Source organism: Acinetobacter ursingii DSM 16037 = CIP 107286 (assembly GCF_000368825.1).
Taxonomy (GTDB): Bacteria; Pseudomonadota; Gammaproteobacteria; order Pseudomonadales; family Moraxellaceae; genus Acinetobacter; species Acinetobacter ursingii.
The window spans coordinates 119,483-144,161 of the sequence record NZ_KB849715.1 but is presented as its reverse complement, the minus strand read 5'-3'; the positions used below and the strand labels follow the sequence as shown (position 1 = coordinate 144,161).

The 24,679-nt window shown below is 40.9% G+C and carries 18 protein-coding genes and 2 tRNA genes; 12 read left to right on the top strand and 8 right to left on the bottom strand.

Annotation, left to right across the window (positions count from 1 at the left end; all coding sequences use genetic code 11):
• Positions 1–41: 41 nt before the first annotated feature.
• Positions 42–887 (bottom strand): 16S rRNA (cytidine(1402)-2'-O)-methyltransferase, encoded by an 846-nt coding sequence (gene rsmI / locus F944_RS03750; protein WP_004987093.1) that lies wholly within the window; start codon positions 885–887, stop codon positions 42–44.
• Between the two features lie 12 nt (positions 888–899).
• Between rsmI and F944_RS03745 the strand changes: the two genes are divergently transcribed.
• The 4 genes from F944_RS03745 (at position 900) to F944_RS03730 (ending at position 3,899) form a co-directional block, all read left to right on the top strand.
• On the top strand, positions 900–1,838 hold the full coding sequence (locus tag F944_RS03745; protein WP_004987091.1) for a penicillin-binding protein activator: 939 nt from the start codon (positions 900–902) through the stop codon (positions 1,836–1,838).
• A gap of 12 nt (positions 1,839–1,850) precedes the next feature.
• On the top strand, positions 1,851–2,255 hold the full coding sequence (locus tag F944_RS03740) for a YraN family protein (protein ID WP_004987089.1): 405 nt from the start codon (positions 1,851–1,853) through the stop codon (positions 2,253–2,255).
• 68 nt (positions 2,256–2,323) lie between these two features.
• On the top strand, positions 2,324–3,025 hold the full coding sequence (locus F944_RS03735) for a BON domain-containing protein (protein ID WP_004987086.1): 702 nt from the start codon (positions 2,324–2,326) through the stop codon (positions 3,023–3,025).
• Positions 3,015–3,899: an alpha/beta hydrolase gene (locus F944_RS03730; RefSeq protein WP_004987083.1), complete on the top strand. Its 885-nt coding sequence runs from the start codon at positions 3,015–3,017 to the stop codon at positions 3,897–3,899. The genes F944_RS03735 and F944_RS03730 overlap by 11 nt, the downstream gene beginning before the upstream one ends.
• Before the next feature lie 50 nt (positions 3,900–3,949).
• Here the strand turns inward: F944_RS03730 and nudC are convergent, their stop codons facing one another.
• The 3 genes from nudC to dnaQ form a co-directional block, all read right to left on the bottom strand.
• Positions 3,950–4,696, bottom strand: a complete 747-nt coding sequence (gene nudC / locus F944_RS03725) for an NAD(+) diphosphatase (protein WP_004987081.1) — start codon at positions 4,694–4,696, stop codon at positions 3,950–3,952.
• Positions 4,696–6,342 (bottom strand): hypothetical protein, encoded by a 1,647-nt coding sequence (locus F944_RS03720; protein WP_004987079.1) that lies wholly within the window; start codon positions 6,340–6,342, stop codon positions 4,696–4,698. The genes nudC and F944_RS03720 overlap by 1 nt, the downstream gene beginning before the upstream one ends.
• Positions 6,343–6,571: 229 nt before the next feature.
• Entirely contained in the window at positions 6,572–8,047 is a 1,476-nt protein-coding gene (gene dnaQ / locus F944_RS03715) for a DNA polymerase III subunit epsilon (protein ID WP_035245412.1), read from the bottom strand.
• 210 nt (positions 8,048–8,257) lie between these two features.
• Between dnaQ and F944_RS03710 the strand changes: the two genes are divergently transcribed.
• From F944_RS03710 to F944_RS03685, 6 genes are all read left to right on the top strand, one after another.
• Positions 8,258–11,500 carry a LysM peptidoglycan-binding domain-containing protein gene (locus F944_RS03710; RefSeq protein WP_004987076.1) on the top strand — a complete coding sequence of 1,081 codons (3,243 nt, stop codon included), beginning with the start codon at positions 8,258–8,260 and terminating at the stop codon, positions 11,498–11,500.
• Positions 11,501–11,561: 61 nt separating this feature from the next.
• Entirely contained in the window at positions 11,562–13,391 is a 1,830-nt protein-coding gene (locus F944_RS03705) for an extracellular solute-binding protein (RefSeq protein ID WP_051003653.1), read from the top strand.
• 30 nt (positions 13,392–13,421) lie between these two features.
• Positions 13,422–14,495, top strand: a complete 1,074-nt coding sequence (gene yejB, locus F944_RS03700; RefSeq protein WP_004987074.1) for a microcin C ABC transporter permease YejB — start codon at positions 13,422–13,424, stop codon at positions 14,493–14,495.
• Positions 14,495–15,508: an ABC transporter permease gene (locus tag F944_RS03695; RefSeq protein ID WP_004987073.1), complete on the top strand. Its 1,014-nt coding sequence runs from the start codon at positions 14,495–14,497 to the stop codon at positions 15,506–15,508. The genes yejB and F944_RS03695 overlap by 1 nt, the downstream gene beginning before the upstream one ends.
• Positions 15,483–17,081, top strand: a complete 1,599-nt coding sequence (locus F944_RS03690; protein WP_004987072.1) for an ABC transporter ATP-binding protein — start codon at positions 15,483–15,485, stop codon at positions 17,079–17,081. The genes F944_RS03695 and F944_RS03690 overlap by 26 nt, the downstream gene beginning before the upstream one ends.
• A gap of 114 nt (positions 17,082–17,195) precedes the next feature.
• Positions 17,196–18,440 (top strand): NADH:flavin oxidoreductase/NADH oxidase family protein, encoded by a 1,245-nt coding sequence (locus F944_RS03685; protein WP_004987071.1) that lies wholly within the window; start codon positions 17,196–17,198, stop codon positions 18,438–18,440.
• Positions 18,441–18,545: 105 nt separating this feature from the next.
• Here the strand turns inward: F944_RS03685 and F944_RS03680 are convergent.
• The 3 genes from F944_RS03680 to uraH form a co-directional block, all read right to left on the bottom strand.
• Positions 18,546–18,621, bottom strand: a tRNA-Glu gene (locus F944_RS03680).
• A 23-nt stretch (positions 18,622–18,644) separates the two neighbouring features.
• Positions 18,645–18,720: transfer RNA gene (locus F944_RS03675), tRNA-Glu, on the bottom strand.
• A 247-nt stretch (positions 18,721–18,967) separates the two neighbouring features.
• Positions 18,968–19,378, bottom strand: coding sequence for a hydroxyisourate hydrolase (gene uraH, locus F944_RS03670; RefSeq protein ID WP_004987069.1), 411 nt, complete (start codon positions 19,376–19,378; stop codon positions 18,968–18,970).
• A 355-nt stretch (positions 19,379–19,733) separates the two neighbouring features.
• Here uraH and F944_RS03665 point away from each other — a divergent pair, with 355 nt between their 5' ends.
• Positions 19,734–21,965, top strand: coding sequence for an NADP-dependent isocitrate dehydrogenase (locus F944_RS03665; protein WP_004987064.1), 2,232 nt, complete (start codon positions 19,734–19,736; stop codon positions 21,963–21,965).
• Positions 21,966–22,102: 137 nt separating this feature from the next.
• On the opposite strand, the gene F944_RS03660 is transcribed toward F944_RS03665, so the two are convergent.
• Positions 22,103–22,906: an rRNA large subunit pseudouridine synthase E gene (locus tag F944_RS03660; protein ID WP_004987060.1), complete on the bottom strand. Its 804-nt coding sequence runs from the start codon at positions 22,904–22,906 to the stop codon at positions 22,103–22,105.
• Between the two features lie 196 nt (positions 22,907–23,102).
• On the opposite strand from F944_RS03660, the gene icd reads away from it, so the two are divergent.
• Complete coding sequence (gene icd / locus F944_RS03655) at positions 23,103–24,362, top strand: NADP-dependent isocitrate dehydrogenase (RefSeq protein ID WP_004987058.1); 1,260 nt, start codon at positions 23,103–23,105, stop codon at positions 24,360–24,362.
• Positions 24,363–24,679 lie beyond the last annotated feature (317 nt).

Sequence of the window (24,679 nt, the reverse complement as noted above, 5' to 3'; positions counted from 1 at the left end):
CCCTAAGCATCACTTCGGTGATGCTTTGTTTTTGAAGTGATTTAATCCGTCTGATCTTGATTCAGCTCTAGTGCGCGTTGATACGCCACTTTCTTTTTTACGCCTGTTAAATCGGCTGCCAGTTGAGATGCCGCTTTAACTGATAAATCTTGCAATAACCGTGTGAGCAATTGATCCATTTTTTCCTGATCGAGATCTTTGTGTTCGGGATTACCACCGACCACCAACACAATTTCACCCTTTTGTTGATGATGATCCTTTTCAATAAATGTCACTAACTCTTTTAAGGTCATTTTTTTAATGGTTTCAAAGGTCTTGGTAATCTCACGGGCGAAACCTACTGGACGATCTTCACCAAAAATTGCGACCATATCTTTGACGCAATCTAAAATACGATGCGGCGCTTCATAGAAAATCAATGTTTGAGTTTCATCTTTGAGTTTTTCGAGTTGACCGATTCGCTGTGATGACTTAGAAGATAAAAAACCTTCAAAACTAAAACGATCGCTTGGCAGTCCGACTGCACTCAATGCTGCTATTGCAGCACATGCACCAGGTACAGGCGTGACACGGATACCATGTTCCTGAGCAGCACGAACCAATTTAAAACCGGGATCACTGATTAAAGGTGTGCCTGCATCACTAATCAGTGCGACATTTTTGCCTGATTGAAGCGTCTCGATCAGTTGTTCAATTTTGTTACTTTCATTGTGATCATGGCATGCGGTGAGGGGTGTTGATATATTATAATGCTTAAATAACTGCGCAGATTGGCGGGTATCTTCTGCTGCTACAATAGAAACTGATTTAAGAATATCAATAGCCCTAAAGGTCATGTCATCCAAGTGCCCAATTGGGGTTGCTACAACAAATAACTGAGCACTCATAAGGTTTACTCCATGTTGAATAATAAAAAAAAATGGCTGCTGGTCGGTTTTGCAGCTTTTATATCTCAAGCGCAGGCTGAAGTGTTGGTCATTCTACCTGAATCGGGTCCTATGGCGCGAGCGACAAGCAGCATTAAGTCTGGTTTTATGAGTGCGTATGCATTGTCTGAAGATAAAGTACCGCTTAAATTTATCAATTCTGATAAAAAAACGATCAAAACCATTCTGGCTAAACATCTTAATAAGAAAACCCAGTTGATTGTTGGGCCATTGGCTAAAAATGAAGTAGAGCAAATTGTCGCGATTAATCCTAAAGTCCGAATTTTGGCTTTAAATGAAGTTGAAACGCAATCACCTAACGTGATCCAGTTTAGTTTGTCCAAGCAAGATGATGCTTATGCCTTGAAACAGATTATGCAAAAAGACAAAGTTTCACAGTTGCTTGTATTGCGCCAAACAGGTCGAGAGCAGGACAGTGAGTTGTATCTGATGTCGATTATGTCGCAGTTTGGTCAATCTGTGGAAGTGGTTGAAGAGATACCTAAAAAGCTTAAAAAAGGGCAGGGATTATTACTTTTGGGAGATGATGCGTGGATGAATCAGCTTTCTCATCTACCTAAAAATAATGTTTATGCTCAACCAACTGCTATTGAGGAAAATCAGCCGATTCCAAATGGGCTAAAATTTTGTGATGTTCCTGCTTTATACGAACATCAGTGGGATGATGTTGCACAGGCTTATTTGCAGCAGCCTGTCAGTATGCCGTATCAACGCCTGATTGCTTTTGGAGCGGATGCATGGATGCTCGCGGAACTTTATTTAAAAACCCCAAAAATTCAAAATTTCACATTACAAGGGCGTACGGGCGATCTGGATGTGAATGCGCAACGAGTGACACGAATTCCGCATTGTTATCAAAAACAAAAAAATAACATTTTACAACTCCAATAACGAAGTGTATCCATGACAACCAATCACCAACATGCACTCGGTCAATGGGCGGAACAGCAAGCACTGGTCATTTTACAACAACAGGGCTTTCGACTGGTGACGCAAAATTTTCATTCTCGATTTGGAGAGGTGGATTTAATTGTAGAGCGAGGTCAGGAACTTGTTTTTGTTGAGGTTAAAGCACGTTCATTGGGTGGCTATGGACATGCCAATGAGATGATTCGTCTTACTCAACAACGTAAAATTATTCGTACTGCTGAATATTTTTTGATATGTCATCCAGCCTATGATGAGTTTTATTGTCGTTTTGATGTAATTTGTTTTGATTTTCCACAGAAAATTGCAAAAACAGTACAGCAAGATTTTTCTAAACTTCGATATGATCAGCAATGGATTGAAAATGCATTTACTTTGTAACCAGAGTTCATTACTCTTGAGCGAGATGCAAACATGATTTCAAAACAGTTTTCAGGGAGCTTTGCTGAGTGTTTAAACGTATTGCAATAACGGCGTTGTGTGTCGCGAGTTTATCTGGCTGTGCCAGCTTTATTTCTGGTGGAACTGGCTCTGCGCCAGTAGGTACAGAAAGTGGTGCACGTAGTTTGGGTCAGGTGTTTATTGATTCTTCTATTAAACGTACTGCAAGTATCAATTTATATAAACTTGATCCGCGTTTTAAACAGTCACGTGTCAACATTGAAAGCTTTCATAGCAATGTTTTATTGACAGGGCAGGTTCCTGATGAGCATCTTCGTCAATTGGCTGAAGACAATGTTAAGTCAATGAGTGATGTAAAAACAGTACATAATTATATTACTGTAGGTCCTCAAGTCAGTTACTCCACCATCATGCAAGATTCTGCTGTAACTGCAAATACACGGGGTTTGTTGGTCCGTGCACCAGTGGTTTCTGACACCAAAGTGTTGGTGCATACCGAAGATGGTGTGTTGTATGTCATGGGGCGCTTAAATACGGCTGAAATTAATGATTTGAACGATGTCCTGCAAAAAGTCGGTAACGTGACAAAAATTGTGACCTTGATTGATAATATTGACCAGCCAAATGCAGGTACCACCGCGAGTTCACTAGTTGCAAGTCCGATGGTGGGCAATGCAACAGCGCAACCAGAGGTGCAAACACCTGTCGCTATTGATCCTGATCAAGGTGAGCCTGTGAATGCTCAATAATCCAAACGAGATCTTGAAACAATTACAACAGCGATTTGAGCAAGTCAAACATCACTATCATGAGTTTCGATTATATGATTTGGGAAGCTATGCGCTTAATTTTCTAACACCCAAATCGACTTATATCGCGCAAAAAAATATTGCTTATGGGCTTAAAGCACGGCAGCGTCTGGATTTATATCGCGCAAAAAAACCATTAAAGCAACAGCCCCTGATAGTATTTATTCATGGCGGCGCTTGGCAGCATGGCGATAAAAAAGATTATGGCTTTATAGGGGAAAGTTTTGCTCGCGAGGGATATGATGTCGCTGTGATTAATTATCATCTTGCGCCTGAATATATTTTTCCAAGCTATATTGATGATTTGGCATTGGCGCTAAATTTTCTGGATCAACATCAAACTAAACTGAAAATTTCAACTGAAAATGTAATTTTGATGGGGCATTCTGCTGGGGCATTTAATGTCATGTCAGTGGTGTATCATCCACACCCCAATTTAGTCCATTGTCGGGACAATATTAAGGCAATTATTGGAATTGCGGGACCTTATCACTTTGATTATAAGGGTGATCCTTTGGCACAGGATGCATTTGATCAGGAGATTCCGTATCAACAAGTAATGCCTTATTATTTTGTCGACTCTAATCAAATTCGGCATTATTTATTAATGGCGGAAAATGATCAAATTGTTGCAGCAAAAAATACGATCGATTTTGATCATATTTTGAGACAACATGGCAATCATAGCCACATTGCGATTATTCCAAAAACAGGGCATATCTCCATTATTGGTACCTTATCGAGTTTATTTAGTCGATATTTTAAGACCAAACGTACTATTTTGAGTTTTCTAAAAGAGAGTCTGGAAACCTAAAATACAGCTTCCAGATTTATCTTGCTTCGACCAGCGTTATGAGCTTTTCATCAAGCTTGATGATGCATGACTTGCATAATCATGGCATGCGCAATACTTCCTTTAAAGGGAATTTCAGGCAGTTGATCAAATTTAAAAAATTTCGCATCGCTAATTTCCTCTTCCTGAAGCTTGATCTCGCCTGAATCGTATTCAGCCTGAAATGCAATCATGAGATTACTTGGAAAAGGCCATGGCTGACTGGACATGTAACGAATATTTTTAAGTTTTAAACCGACTTCTTCCAGCGTTTCACGTTGTACCGCTTCTTCAAGTGTTTCACCCACTTCAACAAAGCCCGCAATCAGTCCATACATATTACTTTTATTATGTGCATTTTTAGCCAGTAAAACTTCATCCTGACCTTTGGTAATAATCGTAATGATACAAGGCTGTACACGTGGATATTGGTGATAGCGACAGGCAGGGCAAACCATGGCATATTCGGTAGGGTGAATCTGGGTTTCATGGCCGCAGTGACTACAAAATCTATGATTACGTCGCCATTCGAGCAATTGAACTGCACGGCTGGCTTTTTGAAACTCATCGACAGACCATAAAGTAATGAGTTGTCGAATCGGGATCAGTTGTAGGCCTGCTGGGATAGGTTCATGCTCTAGTAAATCACGGGCAATGACTTCATCACCCGCTTTAAACTTTAAATCACTTGCCAGTGTTGCAACTTTGGGAAGTTGGTAATTTTCATCGACAAGCAGTTGTTGATTATGAAAAATATAGGCAAGTGAAAGTTGTGACATTAGGCCGCCGCTGTTTGTAATTTCTGACTATTTTCCAATGCTACATCAAACATTGACTGTAAAACAGGTTGTTTGTTTTTTAAATTGTCAATCAGCATATCCAGACTTGCTAACACGTTTAAAATCAGACAAATTTGTTCAAGATTCAGGGTTTGTTGTTGTTCGTTTCTGCTATGCACAAATTCCGCAGTGTTTAACAATGCAAGTTGTTGTTCTTTACTTCCCAGAAATAAGGCTGCGCCTGACAATTCTTTTAGATGAACACATAAAGGTTCAAGCAATGCTGCTTCTGGTTGTTGCTCATACTGTAATAGCATTTGAATGACCATTTCAATCAAGGCTTTACTTTCTGTAAGTAATACTTGATGAGCTTCATCCAGACGATCTAATGAAATATTCATATTGTTGACACGAAGCTGTAAACGGCTAGATAAGTAATTACGCTCCAAAATGCCAATCGAATTCATCGCTGCCAATATACTTTTCATCAACTGCTGAGCATAATTTTCATCGTTAAGAATTGTCGGTTGATTCAATGCTTCAGACTGACGATATAGCTCTTGATAGGCTTCATTGAGATTTAAGACTTTAAACACGTTGGCCAGATTTTTTAAACTTGTCTGTAACTCCTGAATTTTTTCTGTCGACATATTTTGATAGTTATATTCAATGTCGTGGCGAATTTGAGTCATGGCATCGGTAATCAGTTTACTGGCACTATGAATGGTGGTGTAATCTGGACCATACAAATGACGACTTAAAACTTCAAGTTGAGTATCCGAAAGTTGCTCATCACCCATATTGAGTTGTTGGCGAATGTGTTCGGAAATCTCGTCTTCCTGACTGATGCACAGACTCAAAATATCGGCAAGATCTGCGCTAGTTGCAGTAAAACTCTCGGGGTGTTGAAGAAACTGTCCTATATTGGTTTCTAACTGAATAAAAACACGTAAGCGCGCCTGATTTAAAATGAGATGATCAAGATAACCCAGTGCAATATTGACTAATTCCCAGTATTGCTGACTAGGCGTATTTCGCGCAAATGATGCAAGGTAAACGCCAACAATTTTAATTGCCTGAAAATCCAATGATTGCGCAGTATGTTGAAGTAGTTTATGCAAGCTTAGCTTATAAAGTTGATGCACATAAGCTGATTTTTCTAACTCAGGTGTCGCTGCTAAATTAAAATTAGGCTGGAAACAATCCAGTAACGGTAAAATCTGTGCGCCTTCTCGTGTTTGTGGTTTACCGAGAGCGAGTTCAAGCCGATTAAGAGTGTCGATTAAAAATTGGGGAACTCTGACTTCACGTAAGCAAATAAATTCGATGTAGCGTTTCAGCATTGTGGTGCCTTCACTTAAGGCAATCACATCTTGAGTCCGAATATTTTGCGGTTCAGACATAATTTTGCGCATCAATGACGCTGAGTAATCTATAATGAGTGCCAAGCGTGGCATATCAATCATGGCTAAAATACGAGCGCATTGTTCAAATTGATTGAGTGCATCATCAATACCAAAAGGCAGCGTTTGTTCTTCTGCCAATGTACTCACTGCGTTTTCAACCAGTTTGATTGAATTATCAATTTCATTTTTTATTATCAATAATGCAGTTGGGTCGAAGTGAATAGAGCTTTGATAAGACATGTAAGCTGCACCTTTCCTATGTTATTGGTGTCAAATTGCCTGACAGACCAGATTAAATCCCAGATCACCAAACATACACATGCATCCCCACACATGCTGTCGTACGTTATTGATTGCTAAGTTCAGGGTGACTTGGGTGATCGATTCTGATCATCAGCACTTTATTTATCAACTAATATAACTGAACTTTTAAGGCTTGGAATACTAAAACCCAAGCTTGCTACGAATTTTATTTGGCAAAAAAGCAAGGCTTACCCTGTTTTTCCTCAAATTGTTTGACCCAAGTCTCATGTCTTGCTAATTCTTCGGGTTCAGGCAAAATCACAGGGAGATCAATCTGCACACGCTGTCTACTATTTTGCTGTCCATGATTTTCATGTTGTGATAGGACATCCATATCAAATGACACTTGTCCGCCAGTCATGGCCAGATAGACATCTGACAAAATTTCGGCATCTAGCAACGCGCCATGGAAGGTACGATCACGCGCAGGAATGTCGTAGCGTCTGACCAATGCATCTAATGAGTTTTTTTGTCCTGGATGCTTACTCTTGGCCAGTGCCAAGGTGTCGGTAACAGCACACACTTCTGAAAGGGCAACTAAACCAGCGCGTTTGAACTCGGTATCCAAAAAGTTCATATCGAAGGTGGCATTATGCGCAATGATTTCTGCACCTTTGAGATAATCAAAGAGTACGTCCGCAATTTCTGCATATTTAGGTTTGTCTTTGAGAAAATCGTCACTGATGCCGTGAATATTTTCGGATTCACCAACGGGCTTTTCTGGATTGATATAAATATGAATAGAACTGCCTGTTAACTTACGATTGATCATTTCAATCGCGCCGACCTCAATAATGCGATCACCATCCTGAAAATAAAAACCTGTGGTTTCTGTATCTAAAATAAGTTGGCGTGGCCCTTGAACATTTAAGGTCGCTGGCGTGGTGACAATATGTGGATGCGTTTTGCTTTGATCGATAGGGTTATTAATTAATTGGGTTGCTGTTTGTTCATTTTCATCCGCTGACTCAACTATCTTTTCATCTTCTATTTCTACCAACGCTTCATCGTCTGTAGAGGCGATAGGATATTCATTGATGGTTAAATCGTCGCTATCAAGGTCATGATTATCAAAAGCATCCTCGGGAACATCTAGTCCAAACGGATCGTCGAGCAGCCAGTCATTTTCAGATTTTTTTTTTGCCTCGGTCTTCATTTTTGCATCTAGTTGAGCCAGTTGGTGTCCAATCCATTCAGCTTCAGGCACGACCACATGCTGCTTTTCAGGATGCTGCACGCCTAAATTGGCCAGTTGATCTGCCATTTCATTGCCTGCATGTCCTGCATGTCCTTTAATCCAGTTCCATTCGATGTCCCGCCCAGCACAGACTTGATCCAGTTGTTGCCAAAGCTCAGGATTTTTGACATCTTTCCAGTTTTTCTTTTTCCAACCGTGAATCCATTCAGTAATGCCTTGTTTGACATAATTGGAATCTGTCCAGATGATGAGTTTTGCGTCCTTTGGACAAAAAGAAACACCTTCAATGGCAGCGGTCAGTTCCATGCGATTGTTGGTGGTTTCGGCTTCACCACCAAAAAGTTTATGTTCAGCATCTTGGCTAATAATATAAGCACCCCAACCACCTAAGCCAGGATTACCCTTGCAGGCACCATCAACATAGAGCGTGATTGTTTGTGAGATCATATCAAACCTAAAACTAAAAAAATTAACTTAACGTCCCGTATTGTATATGCAAATCGTGCTTTTCGAGCCGTAGATTCACTGTTTTTTTTAATTTCTTGTAACATTTCCACGCAATTCACGTTAAATTATTGCCTTGTCTAAGCGACATGCTTCACTACAATGGCATATCAAAGAATTAAACTTTACGCGAGTTGTTTGGAACATTTTATGTATAAACCGACCAATATGGTGTGGCAATTTCCCGCAGCATCACTTTTTAAAATTACGATATTGGCTTCTGCTTTGGCAGCATTGGGTCTCACCACTGGCTGTTCCTCAACTCCACAGACTGCAAAAACAAATACAACAAAACAAGTTGGTGGTTCAGGATACCTGGATGCCAGCAGTCTGGATTCACTTGAAGATTTGCTTTCTGCAACAGATATGCGTGCGGTTGAAGGTGATCGCTTACAGATTTTAAAACACGGTGATGTCTGGAAGCGCATGACCGTTGGTTTTAAAATGGACTTGAATCATTGGGATCCACGTATTGAAGCACAACGTAGCTGGTTTATTTCACGCCAGCCGTATCTGGATCGTTTAAGCGCACGTGCCAGCCGCTATTTATATCACACGGTGAAAGAGGCAGAACGTCGCGGCATTCCAACTGAATTGGCATTACTGCCTGTAATTGAAAGTTCATACGATCCTGCAGCGACCAGTAGCGCAGCCGCAGCAGGATTGTGGCAGTTTATTCCAAGTACAGGTCGTATTTATGGTTTAAAACAAACCAGCCAGTATGATGGACGCCGTGATGTCGTGGAATCAACTCGTGCAGCCTATGAGTTTTTAGGAAGCTTATATAATCAGTTCGGCTCGTGGGAGTTAGCTTTGGCAGCTTATAATGCTGGACCAGGACGTATTCAGCAGGCGATCAATCGAAACCAAGCCGCGGGTTTACCAACGGATTATTGGTCACTCAAATTGCCACAGGAAACCATGAACTATGTACCGCGTTTTCTGGCAGTTGCTCAAATTATTAAAAATCCTAAAGCCTATAATGTAAACTTACCACCGATTGCCAATCGTCCTCACTTTCGTGAAGTCATGCTCAATGCACCTGTTGATTTAAATCAAATTGCGTCTTTGACAGGGTTAAGCCGTGCTGAACTTTATGCATTGAATCCGGGTTATCGTGGTGAACGTATTGACCCAGAAAGTCCAATGCGTATTTTGATTCCGTCAGATGTCAATCCATCAGTGGATGCTAAGCTCAAAGCTTTAAAATCATCCTCTGGATTCTGGGCAAGCAATAATATAGCAGCTACGCCTAATGCCAATGTGACTGTCAACACATCCACGCGCGGTTCTACTCAAACTGTAACGCCAAGTCGTACAACACCACCCGTCATGACCGCGAGTAGTATCAGTCGACCTTCGACCAGCAGTACGGTTGTTTCATCGATCACTCGACCTTTGAAAACCACGCCGCGTAGTGCAGATGAGCTGGCTGCATTTGCGGCCAGTGCGGATATTCCGAGTGCACCCCGTATTCCTGTTGCAGTGACGCCTGCCAGTAATGTGAAAGCCTTAAGTGCCGAACCACCAATTTCCAAGTCTGAACGCGAACAAATTGTGGCATTGGTGAAGCAAGAAGGAGTCAAGGAAACAGTGACTCAGGCTTTAGAACCACAACCGACGCAGGCTGAAAAAGATCAGGTGGTTGCAGAACTCAAAGCGATTGCACCTAAAGGCACCGAAATTGTAGATCCTTATGATGGCAAAATCAGATTAACTGCGATTCAGACCAGTCAGTCAGTTGCCGATACTGAAGGTAAGGAAGTGACCAAAGGCTTTGCTTATCCTAAAGCTGTGGCTGCAACTGTTAATGCAGATAGTTATGAGGCACAAAATAATAAAGATAAGCCTTATATTAAAACGGATACTGATATTGTCGTGGTACAGCCTTCAGGCAAACGTTCAACTTATACCGTTCAGCCAGGCGATACTTTAGCCATTATTGCGGCTAAGAATGGGGTGAGCTGGCGTGATATCGCAAAATGGAACCAGATTGATCCGAATAATACTTTGTTTGTTGGGGCGACTTTGTATCTGTATGATGCCAAACCGCAAGCGATTGATCGACCAGTTCCTGTTAAAGCCGAGTCCAAACCTGAAAGTTATACGGTAAAAGCCAACGACAGTCTGACAGGTGTTGCTGATCAATTTGGTCTCACAGTCAAACAATTGGCTGACTATAATAATTTGTCTGTGACCAGCGGTTTATTTGTTGGGCAAAAACTTTCTCTTAAAGACAACGGTACAACACATAATGCAGGGTCAAATCGAAATACAGAAGCGAAAAGTGATGCAAAGACGACACGTGTTGCAACTAAATCCTATACAGTGAAGCGTGGTGAATATCTCAAACTGATTGCAGATCGTTATGCTTTATCAAATCAGGAGTTGGCTGATTTAACCTCAGGATTAACCGTAAGCAGTAGCTTATACGTGGGGCAAAAAATTAACGTGCCTTTGCGTGAAGTGACTGTGCGTGATGATGACAAAGCAGATCCAAAGGAAACACGTAACAGCAAATTAGCCAATCAAGTTAAAACTGAAAATTATCAGGTACAACGTGGCGATACTTTATCCAGTATTGCAGCAAAATCAAAAATGACGTTGGCTGAACTTGCAAGTTTGAATAATATTGCAGCTAATAGCGGTGTCCGAGTTGGACAGACCTTAAAAATTCCTGCGGGTTCTAGCATTCCTGAGCAATACACCGTTCAGTCAGGAGATAGTTTAAATAGTGTCGCCAATAAGTTTGATCTGGAGCTTTCTGATCTTGCGGAGCTCAATGGTTTAAGTCGTAGCGCAGGTTTACGTGTTGGACAAAAATTAAAACTAACGGGTGACATTCCAGCTTCGGCAAAGGTTGAGGTACAAGAAACTTCACCAGATACGCATACAGTCAAATCAGGTGAAACGCTGGCGAGTATCGCAAGCCGCTATCATCTTCAGTTGAATTATTTGGCTGCTTTAAATGGTCTAAGTCGTAACGCTAATGTACGCGTAGGGCAAAAATTAAAATTGGAAGGTGATCTACCAAAAACTGAAACCGCCAAAGATGACAGCCCAAAAAGCAAATCAAAAGGCAAAACAGCTGCAAATACTGAATCTTATACCGTAAAATCAGGTGAATCACTTAACAGTATTGCCAGTCGTTTAGGTATGAGTGCAAAAGATTTGGCAGATCTAAATAATCTCAATGCACGTACATCGTTACAGCGCGGACAATCACTGCAAATTCCAAAAACCATTACTGAATACACAGTTAAACGGGGCGATACGCTAATTGGTTTAGCCAGTAAGTTTGGTATGGCAATTACCGAGTTGGCAGATCTGAATGACCTGAAACAAAATGCACAGCTTCGTATTGGTGATGTCATTAAAGTTCCAAACTTATAAGTTGTAACGGATGATGGATTTGATTTCAGGACGAGGCTTGCATAGCGCCCATCATCCAATGATGGGTCAGCTGATCAAAAGTACTATTTTGGCAGTGATTTTTTATGGCGGTACTGTCAATGCTGCGGTACAGACCACGCCTTATATCGCGATTCATAGTAAAGCCAAATATAGTGGATTGAGTCATATGCCTTATGCCAATCCACAGGCGCCCAAAGGTGGCATACTGAGTGAATATAGCAATGGTACTTTTGATAACCTGAATAGTATGAATGGCAAAGGCAGTTCTACAGACGGTATAAATTTTATATTTGACAGCCTGATGTCACCTTCGCTTGATGAGCCTGCGGTGATGTATCCAATTTTGGCGAAGACTGCTACTTTTGATCCTGAACATACCCATTTTGTTATTTTTGATTTAAATCCGAAAGCAAAGTTCAGCAATGGTCAGCCTTTGACAGCAGAAGATGTTAAATTCAGTTTTGATACCTATCAAAGCAAAGCCAATCCGGGTTTGCAAATGTATATTGCAGATTTGGCAAAAACCGAGGTGTTGTCTAAATATCAGGTCAAGTTTAGTTTTAAATCCGAAAATAATGCTGAAATGCCCATGATTTTGGCAAGTCTTCCTATTTACTCCAAGCAAGACTGGAAAAATAAAGATTTTAGCCGCATCACCATGGAGCCGATTTTAGGTTCAGGCCCCTATCTGATCGAACGCATTGATGCAGGACGCAGTATTACTTACAAGCGCAATCCAGATTATTGGGGCAAAGATTTAGCCGTGAATCGTGGACGGTATAACTTTGATCGCCTGAAATATGTGTACTATCGCAACATGGATATTGCGTTTGAAGGATTTAAGTCTGGGCAATATACATGGCAAGAAGAGTTTACTGCGAGAAAGTGGGTCACTGCCTATAATTTTCCTGCAATAAATAACAAGATGGTCAAAAAATTTGAGTTTAAACATCGTAATCCGATGACCATGCAAAGTATTGTGATGAATACCCGTCGTGCGCCACTCAATGATATTCAGTTTAGGCGTGCTGTCAGTTATGCCTATGATTTTGAATGGCAAAATAAAGCCCTGTTTTATGGCAAATATCGGCGTTTACAAAGCCATTTTGATAATAGCGAATTGACAGCGACTGGGAAACCTTCAGCAGCAGAACTTAAAGTTTTACAGCCGTACCTATCCAAATTAAATCCGATTGTGAAACAGGGTGTACTTGCAGACTGGAAATATCCCGTGAGTGACGGCAGTGGTTTTAATCGTCAAAATTTGCTGACCGCAAGACAGCTATTGATTGATGCGGGTTATAGCGTTAAAGCAGGGCAATTGCGAGACCATCAGGGTAAACCCATTCAGTTTGAATTGTTAATCTATCAGGATGGTTTACAACGTACCCTAATGCCGTTGGTGCGAAATCTTAAACGTCTCGGGATTACAGTATCGATTCGACAGGTGGATGTACCACAGTATTTAGAGCGTATGCGCCGTAATGATTTTGATTTAACCACCTTGGCGATGCCGCAGTCTTTAACACCGGGAAATGAACAATTTCAATTCTGGAGTAGTTCTGCCGCAGATCAGGTGGGTAACTATAATTTTTCAGGTATTAAAGACCCTGTGATTGATGCAGTGATCCAAAAACTGGTGAAATCTTCTAGTCGAGAGGAACTGATCACCCATACCAAAGTGCTAGATCGTTTGTTACGTGCAGGTTATTATCAAATTTTAACCTATGGAAAGGGGGAGAACTGGTATGCCTATTGGGATATGTATGAACATCCTCAAACCTTGCCGACACTTTCGGTAGGGCTGGATTACTGGTGGTCGAATCCTAAAAAAGCGCAAGCGGTTGCAAATTATTTGCGCCGACAATAAATCATCAAAAGACGCCAAAGGAACCAAAACATGGGCACCTATATTATTAAGCGACTTTTACTCATTGTTCCGACCTTATTTCTGATTTTACTGATTAATTTTTTAGTGGTTCAAATTGCGCCAGGTGGCCCTGTTGAGCAGGCAATTCATCAAGCTGAAAATTTTCAGGGGATTAATCAAAGTGGTGGCGGTGAAACAGTCAATGTCTCGTCTGATCGATCTTATCAGGGAGCTAGAGGTTTAAGTCCTGAAATGATTGAGCAGATAAAAGCCCAATATGGTTTCGATAAATCTGCGCCTGAACGTTTTTGGTTGATGTTAAAAGGTTATTTAACCTTAGATTTCGGCACCAGTTTTTTTAAGGATAAACCCGTTACCCAACTGTTATATGAAAAAATGCCAGTGACCATATCACTTGGGCTCTGGAGTACTTTGTTGATTTATTTAGTATCGATCCCCCTTGGGATTCGTAAAGCTAAACAACATGGTTTATTTTTTGATAAAGCAACATCGATCCTGCTGGCTGTTGGCTATGCTGTACCGACTTTTGTATTTGGTGTATTACTGATTGTATTTTTTGCAGGCGGTTCATATTTTCACTGGTTCCCATTACAGGGTTTAGTCTCTGAAAATTTTCAACAACTTAGCTTTTTTGAGCAAGTTAAAGACTACTTTTGGCATATGACCTTGCCTTTGTTGACGATGGTGTTGGGCGGTTTTGCAGGCTTAACTTATTTGACCAAATATTCTTTTATGGAAGAACTGAATAAACAATATGTACTGGCAGCACGTTCAAAAGGATTAAGCGAAAATCGGGTTCTTTATGGTCATGTTTTCCGTAATGCTATGCTGATTGTGATTGCAGGTTTACCCGAAGCCCTCATTGGCATTTTCTTTGTGGGTAATTTATTTATCGAAATTATTTTTAATCTGGATGGCGTAGGCTTACTCGGCTTTGAGGCAATTACTCAACGTGATTATCCTGTGATTTTTGGTACTTTATTTTTATTTACCTTGCTTGGTTTGGTTTTGAGATTGATCAGTGATGTGTTATATCAGGTGATCGATCCACGAATTAACTTTGAATCACGGGGAGCAAAATAATGTCCCCAATGATGCAGGCGCGTTTTAAACGTTTTAAACACAATCGGCTGGGCTTTACTTGTTTCATTCTGTTCGTATTGATTTTTATTTTGTCGTTGGGTGCAGAGTTTATAGCCAATGATAAACCGATTTTAGTCAAATACGATCAGTCTTATTATTTTCCAGTGATGAAATCCTACCCTGAAACGACCTTTGGTGGTGTGTTTCAAACCGAAGCAGATTATAAAGATCCAGCAGTTCAAAAAATGATTGATGATAAGGGGTGGGCAGTATGGCCGTTAATTCCATTTTCTTATCAAACTCCAAATCTGGATTTAGCAGTGCCTGTACCTTCACCACCAAGCCAGCAAAACTGGCTCGGAACAGATGATCAGGGGCGCGATGTATTGGCACGGATTCTTTATGGCTTACGTGTATCTTTAATCTTTGGTTTTGCATTAACTTTTTTTGCCGCAGTGATCGGAATCATAGTTGGCGCGATACAGGGATATTATGGTGGATGGATTGATCTGATTGGCCAACGTATTCTTGAAGTATGGGGTGGTTTACCTATGCTGTTTATGGTGATGATTTTGGTCAGTATGTTTACCCCAAGTGTGTATTGGTTGTTTCTGATTATGCTGTTGTTTGGCTGGCCCGCACTGGTTGGACTGGTTCGGGCAGAGTTTTTACGGGCAAGAAATTTTGATTATGTCCGTGCCGCGCGTGCTTTAGGGGTAAAAGATCGAACCATTATGTTTCGTCATATTTTACCCAATGCCATGAGTTCGAGTTTATCGCAGCTTCCTTTTATGCTCACCGCCAATATTACGGCACTTACCGCACTGGACTTTTTGGGCTATGGCTTACCGCCTGATGCTGCTTCATTGGGTGAATTATTATTACAAGGTAAAAATAATTTAACCGCGCCGTGGTTAGCGCTCTCAGGTTTTTTTTGTTTGGCTGTGGTGTTATCTCTTCTTATCTATGTTGGGGAGGCGACGCGTGATGCATTCGATCCAAGACGACAATAATCAAATGCAGCAAATGACTTGCCTGAAAGTAAGTGGCTTACATATTGAAAATGAAGCGGGTCAAGTATTGGTTCAACAACTGGATTTTGAACTGAAACAGGGTGAAACCCTAGCAATCGTGGGTGAAAGCGGTTCAGGTAAATCAATCAGCAGTCTCGCCTTACTGGGACTACTCCCTCAGCATTTAAAGATTGATGGCAAAGCTTTATTTGAAAATCAAGATCTATTGCACCTCAATCAAGCGCAGTATCGACAGATTCGCGGTCAAAAAATTGCCATGATTTTTCAGGAACCGATGACGGCCTTAAATCCGTTGCATCGGGTGGAAAAAATCGTCGGTGAAACATTGCTGCTAAAAGGATGGTCAAAGCAGCAAGTTCGAACCCGCGTACTGGAATTGTTGCATGATGTTGGAATCCCTGAGCCTGAAACTAAACTGAGACGTTATCCGCATGAATTATCGGGTGGTCAGCGTCAACGGGTCATGATTGCGATGGCGTTGGCGCAAGAGCCTGAGATTTTAATTGCTGACGAACCCACCACTGCACTGGATGTCACGTTGCAGGCACAGATTTTAAATCTGCTTAAAACGTTGCAGCAAAAACGCAATATGGCCATGATTTTGATTAGTCACGATTTAAATCTGGTCAAACGCTATGCAGACCAAGTCATTGTCATGAACAAAGGTGGTGTTGAGGAGCAAGGGCGGGTCAATGATGTCTTTAATCACCCAAAAACCAGTTATACCCAACATTTGCTTAATCATGATTTCGGTCATGCATTAAAACTCCAGTCTGGACAACCATTACTTGAGCTGCAACAGCTTGAGGTCAAATTTCCAATTAAACAAGGGTTACTCAATCGGGTTAAGGATTATGTGGTTGCTTTAGAACCGATGGATTTAATCCTGTCTCAGGGAGAGTCGATTGGGATTGTAGGGGAAAGTGGTTCGGGTAAAACCACACTTGCACTGGCAGTAACTCGATTGATTGAGTGCGATGGGAAAATCATTTTATTGGGCAAAGATTTAAATCATTTAAAAGAAAATCAACTTCGCCCGTTACGTACAGATTTTCAGATTGTATTTCAGGACCCATTTAGCAGTTTAAATCCACGAATGACAGTGGCACAAATTATTGGTGAGGGACTCGTTCTCAAACACATTAAAGCGGATGAAATGGAAGATCTGATCGACGATGCACTATTGAAAGTGGAATTGCCGATTGAATTTAAACAGCGTTATCCTCATGAGTTATCTGGTGGACAAAGGCAACGTATTGCTTTGGCACGCGCATTAATTTTGAAGCCTAAGTTGATTATCTTGGATGAGCCTACATCGGCATTGGATCGTACGACACAGCGTTCAATCGTCCAGTTATTACGACGCTTACAGCAACAACAGCAGTTGAGCTATTTATTTATTAGTCATGACTTACAAGTCGTCCGCGCCTTATGTCAGAAAGTTTTGGTATTGCGACATGCAAAAGTTATTGAATATCAAGATACTGAGCAACTTTTTTTAAAACCGCAATCTGAATATACCCGTCAGCTCATTGCCGCAAGCCAATATTAAACTTTTGCATATAATTGACATGTGGTATTGTCAATTTGTAAATACAGGATGACTTTAACTTCAATTTTTAATTCAAATTGGAAGAATAACTCCGATTTTTTAAAAGAGAAAAACATGACACAGATTGCCGATTCAATTCAAATCAGAAATACCACATTTAAAAATCGCTTAATTAAGGGAGCGATGAGTGAAGCATTGGCAAATGATGCAGGACAGCCCAATCAACTACATCTTGGGCTTTATGAAGCATGGGCGATAGGAGGGCTGGGTTGTGCCATTACAGGCAATGTGATGGTCGATATTCGTGCTAAAAATGAGCCTGGCGTTGTTGTCGCTGAAAGTGAACGTGATCTGGTTGAACTAAAAAAATGGGCGGATATTGGCAAGCAGTACGGAATGGTACAGTTAATCCAGTTATCTCATCCGGGGCGTCAGTGTCCGAAAGGATTGAATAAAGAAACGGTTGCACCTTCTGCCGTGCCATTTAGCCCTATGCTTGCCACCATGTTTGGAACGCCTCGTGAGCTTCGAGAAGATGAGATCCTGGATATTATTCAGCGTTTTGCGAAAGCCGCAAGTATTTGTGAAAAAGCGGGTTTCGAGGGTGTACAGCTACACGGTGCACATGGTTATTTGATTAGTCAGTTTTTATCGCCATTGACCAATAAACGTCAGGATCAATGGGGCGGTTCGATTGAAAATCGTATGCGGTTCCTGCTTGAGATTTATAAAGCAGTACGTGAAGCGACTTCAGAAAACTTTATCATTTCAGTCAAACTTAACTCGGCTGACTTTCAACGTGGTGGCATTACTGAAGAAGATGTAATTACAGTATTTAAAGCCATTGATGCCGTTGGAATCGATTTAATTGAAATCTCTGGCGGAACCTATGAAGCCCCTGCGATGGCAGGTGCGAAATCAGAAAAACGTAAAGCCAGCACCATTGCGCGAGAAGCCTACTTTTTAGACTTTGCAGAAAAAATTCGTCAACAAGTCACATGTAAGCTGATGGTTACAGGTGGTTTTCGTACAGTGGCAGGCATGAATGCTGCTTTGCAAAGTGGTGCTTGTGATTTTATTGGTATTGCACGTCCATTTGCAGTTGAAACGGACTTAGCAAATCGTTTGATTGCAGGGCAGGATGTCAAATATGCAGTCAAACCAATTAAAACAGGATTACCATTTGTCGACAAAATGGCGATTATGGAAATTATTTGGTATGCGGCGCAATTTAGAAGTATTGGAAAAGGCAAAAAGCCAAATCCGAAATTATCGCCACTTCTTGTATTTCTGAATTATGCGAAGGGCAATATCAAGGCTGTGATTAAAGGTCAGGTCAATTCACGCAAGTCTGCATAAATATATTCAATGCAAATAGGGATTCGTCAGAGTCTCTATTTCTTCATGATCGATTTGATAGAAATAAAAAAGCCACTCGCATTATGCAGTGGCTTTTTTGGAATTTGGCGTCCCTACGGGGATTCGAACCCCGGTTACCGCCGTGAAAGGGCGATGTCCTAGGCCTCTAGACGATAGGGACTTATATGAGGCTGTATCTGAAATTGGCGTCCCTACGGGGATTCGAACCCCGGTTACCGCCGTGAAAGGGCGATGTCCTAGGCCTCTAGACGATAGGGACGTTTCAGAGGTGGGCGTATAGTAGGGTGATTTGAGGAGGGTGTCAAACGATTTTAATGATAAAAACAATAAAATAAGATTAAGCGTTTAAAATTAAATCAATGAGATGTAAATTTCAGCAGTTTTATCGATTTAGATCAAATGGATCACTCATGCCTATAAATGATGTGGGAAACAATCTCTCCATTTTAATAGGTAAAAGATTGCACCCACTCAAATCATCATCAGCTATTTCACATTAATGATCATTAATTTCCACGATAGGTTGAATAGCCATAAGGGCTGATTAAGAGCGGAATATGATAATGATCTACAGCTCCATCAATCACAAATACAACGGGCACTTCAGGAAAAAATGAACGTTGATTATGTTCGCGAAACCAATCCCCAGTTTTGAATGTCACCCGATAAGTTCCTTTAGCTAAAGTTTTTTCATCTGGATAAAGTGCAGTGATACGTCCATTTTCATCGGTTTTACCCTGATTAATTTGCACCCACTTTTCACCTTGTTGAGCTTCCAGAACAACATTGACATCAGCAGATGGCAGACCATTTTCAAGATTAAGTACATGCACACTCAATGGATTTTGAGCAAATACGAGACTCGAAGCGCTCAGGCTGAGTGCAAAAAGTGTTGTTTTATACACAGTTTTTCTCATAGAAATAACAAAGAATTTTATTTTATCGATTTATTTATCTCATTTTGATAGAAAATATGTAAAATTAACTCAAAAAAATAAGGCTATCTTCATTGAAATATAGGGATTTGACCTCATGTAAGACCTGTATTGAGGTACAACGGTTTATTTAAACGAAAAAAATAATAAATTTGACGAATATTGCTGAGAAGATTTACTTTTACTATTTTCTGGCGAAATGTCGTTATCACTAGATATTACGTTGACTGAAATGCAATGAGAGTCGATACTCTCAGGGTTTTATTTAAGCAAATCGGTTCGTAGGAGAGGGTCACAAGCTCATTCCTCACAACGCAATCCAAAGCAGGAGATATATATGGCTGGTGGAAAGTCAACAATCATTTACACACTGACCGACGAGGCGCCACTTTTAGCGACCTACTCACTGCTTCCAATCATTGAGACTTTTACCAAGCCAGCTGGCATTGAGATCGACAAAAGCGATATCTCTGTGTCTGCACGCGTACTCGCAGAGTTCTCTGAATATTTAAAAGATGAGCAGAAAGTACCTAACAATCTTGCAGAACTTGGTCGTCTTACCCAAGATCCAGATACCAACATTATCAAGTTACCAAATATTAGTGCTTCAGTGGGTCAATTAACTGCATGTATTAAAGAATTGCAGTCAAAAGGTTACGCAATTCCTGATTATCCTGAAAACCCAACCACAGACGAAGAAAAAGCGATCAAGGCACGTTATAGCAAATGTTTAGGTTCTGCGGTAAACCCTGTATTACGTGAGGGTAACTCTGACCGTCGTGCACCTGCTGCGGTAAAAAACTACGCGAAAAAACATCCTCATTCAATGAGCGAATGGAAGCAATGGTCTCAAACGCATGTTTCACATATGGAAGAGGGCGACTTCTATCATGGTGAAAAATCATTGACACTGGACCGTGCGCGTAAAGTGAAAATGGAATTAATCACCAAAAGCGGTCAAAGCATTGTACTTAAACCTGAAGTCGCTTTGCTTGATGGTGAAATCATTGACTCTATGTTTATGAGCAAAAAAGCACTTTGCGACTTTTATGAGAAACAACTTGAAGACTGTCGTGAAGCGGGCATTTTGTTCTCATTACACGTGAAAGCGACCATGATGAAGGTGTCACATCCAATCGTATTTGGTCACTGCGTTAAAATTTATTATAAAGATGCATTTGAAAAACACGGTAAGTTATTTGACGAATTAGGTATTAACGTCAATAACGGTATGGCAGGTCTTTACGAAAAAATCGAAACTTTGCCGACCTCATTACGTGAAGAAATTATTGAAGATTTACATGCATGTCAGGAACACCGTCCTGCACTTGCAATGGTAGACTCAGCCAAAGGCATCACCAACTTCCATTCACCAAACGATATTATTGTTGATGCTTCTATGCCTGCCATGATTCGTGCTGGTGGTAAAATGTGGGGTGCAGATGGTAAGCAGTATGATGCTAAAGCGGTGATGCCAGAATCAACTTTCGCGCGTATTTATCAGGAAATGATTAATTTCTGTAAATGGCATGGTAACTTCGACCCACGTACCATGGGTACAGTGCCAAACGTAGGTTTGATGGCACAAAAAGCGGAAGAATACGGTTCTCACGATAAAACCTTTGAAATTCCTGAAGCGGGTGTTGCCAATATTACTGACCTTGAAACAGGTGAAGTTTTACTGTCTCAAAATGTTGAAGAAGGCGATATCTGGCGCATGTGTCAGGTTAAAGATGCACCGATTCGTGATTGGGTAAAACTTGCTGTTACTCGTGCGCGTAACTCGGGTATGCCTGCTATTTTTTGGCTTGACCCATACCGTCCACACGAAAATGAATTGATCAAAAAAGTTGAAAAATACTTAAAAGATCATGATACAGCAGGTCTTGATATCGAGATTATGTCGCAAGTCCGAGCAATGCGTTACACGCTTGAACGTGTGGCACGTGGTTTGGATACGATTTCTGTAACAGGTAATATTTTACGTGATTACTTAACAGACCTATTCCCAATTATGGAACTGGGTACTTCTGCGAAAATGCTGTCTATCGTTCCGTTAATGGCGGGCGGTGGTATGTACGAAACTGGTGCGGGTGGTTCAGCACCAAAACACGTACAGCAGTTGGTTGAAGAAAATCACTTGCGTTGGGATTCTTTAGGTGAGTTCCTTGCGCTTGCTGTTTCTCTTGAAGAGTTAGGTATCAAGGAAAACAACGAACGTGCCAAGTTACTGGCTAAAACTTTAGATCAAGCAACGGGTCAATTACTGGACAACGATAAGTCTCCATCACGTCGTACTGGCGAGATTGATAACCGTGGCAGCCATTTCTATTTAGCATTGTACTGGGCTCAAGCACTTGCTGCTCAAGATGACGATGCTGAGTTAAAAGCCAAGTTTGCACCACTTGCGAAAGCTTTGGCTGATAACGAAGATAAGATCGTTGCAGAGCTCGCAGCAGTTCAAGGTAAACCTGCTGATATCGGTGGTTACTATGCGGTTGATCCAGCGAAAGTAGAAGCAGTAATGCGTCCAAGTTCTACATTGAATGCCGCGCTAGAAACGATTTAAGTCAAAATAATATGGGTTATTTTACCCGTATTGTGAAAAAAAGCCGATGCAAAAGCATCGGTTTTTTTATCGTTTTTGGTTTTGTATGGGGATATAAAAAAAGCCCACTTTCGTGAGCTTTTATTCATAACTAAACCTCAACGACCATTACGGTTACGACCACGCGGCGCTTTGGTATTTGGGCGAGTGGTACCATTGGTCTTACGACGCGGCTTCTCATTTTCATCCATCTGCCAGATACGCTTAGTTCCTGACTTTTTCTTATTCGGATCTTTTTTATCTGCATCTTTATGCTTATGCTGCATCGGTTTACCGCCAGTGCCACCCGGTTTTTTAACATAAGAGCGCGAACGATAAGGTTTATCCTCTGGCACATCCTTAAAGTCAGGATAAAGTAGTGGTTCAATCTCAGTTTGTTCACCGGGTTGCAAACCTAGTCGAACCAAATCAATCGAACCAATTTTGGTACGAATCAAGCGTAAAGTAGGAAAGCCAACAGTAGCCGTCATACGACGTACCTGACGGTTGCGTCCTTCACAAATTGAAATTTCAACCCAAGAGGTTGGAATATTGGCACGAAAGCGTACAGGCGGGTTACGTTCCCATAGCCAATCTGGCTCTGAGACTTTAATTGCAGTGGCAGGTAAGGTGAGACCATCAGCCAGCTCTACGCCTTTACGTAATTGTTGCAATGCTTCTTCAGTGATATCTCCATCCACCTGAACCAGATAAGTTTTATATTTTTTATTACTTGGATGAGTAATGAACTGATTTAAACCACCATGATCAGTTAAAAACATTAAACCTTCTGAATCTAAATCCAAACGTCCTGCAATACGTAATTCAGGATCATGAATAAAACTTGAAACAGTTAAATGCGCACTATCCTCCCGAAACTGGGATAAGACATCATAAGGCTTATTAAAAACAACAATTTTCATATCAATAAACTACTTTGGTTATTGGTCATCACCGTTAATAAAAGGTTTTTATTTAATGGAGAAATGTAGTTATTCAACCTTAAAATCTCAAAAAAACCTGTTTTGGATTAGACTATTAGCGATTAAAAAATAAACTTTAACGTATGTCCTTAGGGGCACACGTGATTCGCCAGTTTAAAAAGGGAGAACCTAGACAATGGGTTATCAAAAGATCGTGGTTCCAGCGGATGGTGACAAAATCACAGTCAATGCAGACTTATCACTCAATGTTCCAAACCATCCAATCATTCCTTTCATTGAGGGGGACGGTATTGGTGTGGATATTACACCAGCTATGAGAGCAGTGGTAGATGCTGCTGTGCTAAAAGCGTATGGTGGCAAGCGTTCAATCGAATGGATGGAAGTATACTGCGGCGAGAAAGCAAATACTATTTATGGCACGTATATGCCCGAAGAAACTTTTGAAGCATTACGTGAATATGTCGTTTCTATCAAAGGTCCGCTCACGACGCCAGTGGGTGGGGGTATTCGTTCACTGAATGTCGCTTTGCGTCAGGAATTGGATTTGTATGTCTGTATCCGACCTGTTCGCTGGTTTAAAGGAGTTCCGAGTCCTGTTCAACATCCCGAACAGACCAATATGGTGATCTTTCGTGAAAATTCAGAAGATATCTATGCAGGGATTGAATGGAAAGCAGACTCACCTGAAGCTAAAAAAATAATTAAGTTTCTTGAAGAAGAAATGGGCGTGACCAAAATTCGTTTCCCTGAAAGTTGCGGTATTGGGGTCAAACCTGTATCTAAAGAAGGTACACAGCGTCTCGTGCGCAAAGCGATTCAGTTTGCGATTGATCATGACAAGCCAAATGTGACTTTGGTACACAAAGGCAACATCATGAAATATACCGAAGGTGCATTTAAAGAATGGGGCTATGAACTCGCCATTGAGCGCTTTGGTGGTGAACTCATTGATGGCGGACCTTGGGTAAAAATTAAAAATCCTAAAACTGGCAAAGACATTATTATTAAAGACGTGATAGCCGATGCTTTTCTGCAACAAATTTTGTTACGTCCTAGCGATTATTCTGTGATTGCAACCTTAAATCTAAATGGCGATTATATTTCCGATGCCTTAGCTGCTGAAGTGGGTGGGATTGGAATTGCGCCAGGTGCAAATATTGGCGGAGCTGTTGCGGTTTATGAAGCAACGCATGGCACAGCGCCGAAATATGCAGGTCAGGATAAAGTCAATCCGGGTTCGATTATTCTTTCGGCTGAAATGATGTTACGTGATATGGGTTGGACAGAAGCTGCGGATTTAATTATCAAAGGGATTTCTGCTGCAATTGCTGCAAAAACCGTAACCTATGATTTTGAACGACTCATGCAAGGCGCAACACTATTGCGTTGTTCTGAATTTGCAAATGCGATTATCCAGCATATGGATGATGAATAGTTTGAAAATAACCTCTCATCCTAGAGAGGTTAATTTTTTGGACTTCATCATGTGTTGAAATAGTAGACTTCTTTCATCATTGTTTAACCCCCCCCTTTATTTTCCTCCCATAGGGCAAATTAAAAGGGAAGAATGAAAGAAGTTGAGTATTGGATGCTAAATAAATCAGTCATGTTATATTTTAACAAATTCATTTAAATAAAATGCTTAGAAGTAAAAACTATAAACATAGGCGTTACTGTCTAACCAATTAAATCATGAGGGGCTAGTTTCGTAACAGCTATCTATGCTCCAATATTACCAACGATTTTTGTCAA

Excerpts from the sequence above, each read along its gene's own strand:
- rsmI (WP_004987093.1), bottom strand. The coding sequence starts at position 887 with ATGAGTGCTCAGTTATTTGTTGTAGCAACCCCAATTGGGCACTTGGAT.
- F944_RS03745 (WP_004987091.1), top strand. The coding sequence starts at position 900 with ATGTTGAATAATAAAAAAAAATGGCTGCTGGTCGGTTTTGCAGCTTTT.
- F944_RS03740 (WP_004987089.1), top strand. The coding sequence starts at position 1,851 with ATGACAACCAATCACCAACATGCACTCGGTCAATGGGCGGAACAGCAA.
- F944_RS03730 (WP_004987083.1), top strand. The coding sequence starts at position 3,015 with ATGCTCAATAATCCAAACGAGATCTTGAAACAATTACAACAGCGATTT.
- nudC (WP_004987081.1), bottom strand. The coding sequence starts at position 4,696 with ATGTCACAACTTTCACTTGCCTATATTTTTCATAATCAACAACTGCTT.
- F944_RS03720 (WP_004987079.1), bottom strand. The coding sequence starts at position 6,342 with ATGTCTTATCAAAGCTCTATTCACTTCGACCCAACTGCATTATTGATA.
- F944_RS03710 (WP_004987076.1), top strand. The coding sequence starts at position 8,258 with ATGTATAAACCGACCAATATGGTGTGGCAATTTCCCGCAGCATCACTT.
- F944_RS03705 (WP_051003653.1), top strand. The coding sequence starts at position 11,562 with ATGGGTCAGCTGATCAAAAGTACTATTTTGGCAGTGATTTTTTATGGC.
- yejB (WP_004987074.1), top strand. The coding sequence starts at position 13,422 with ATGGGCACCTATATTATTAAGCGACTTTTACTCATTGTTCCGACCTTA.
- F944_RS03695 (WP_004987073.1), top strand. The coding sequence starts at position 14,495 with ATGTCCCCAATGATGCAGGCGCGTTTTAAACGTTTTAAACACAATCGG.
- F944_RS03690 (WP_004987072.1), top strand. The coding sequence starts at position 15,483 with ATGCATTCGATCCAAGACGACAATAATCAAATGCAGCAAATGACTTGC.
- F944_RS03685 (WP_004987071.1), top strand. The coding sequence starts at position 17,196 with ATGACACAGATTGCCGATTCAATTCAAATCAGAAATACCACATTTAAA.
- uraH (WP_004987069.1), bottom strand. The coding sequence starts at position 19,378 with ATGAGAAAAACTGTGTATAAAACAACACTTTTTGCACTCAGCCTGAGC.
- F944_RS03665 (WP_004987064.1), top strand. The coding sequence starts at position 19,734 with ATGGCTGGTGGAAAGTCAACAATCATTTACACACTGACCGACGAGGCG.
- F944_RS03660 (WP_004987060.1), bottom strand. The coding sequence starts at position 22,906 with ATGAAAATTGTTGTTTTTAATAAGCCTTATGATGTCTTATCCCAGTTT.
- icd (WP_004987058.1), top strand. The coding sequence starts at position 23,103 with ATGGGTTATCAAAAGATCGTGGTTCCAGCGGATGGTGACAAAATCACA.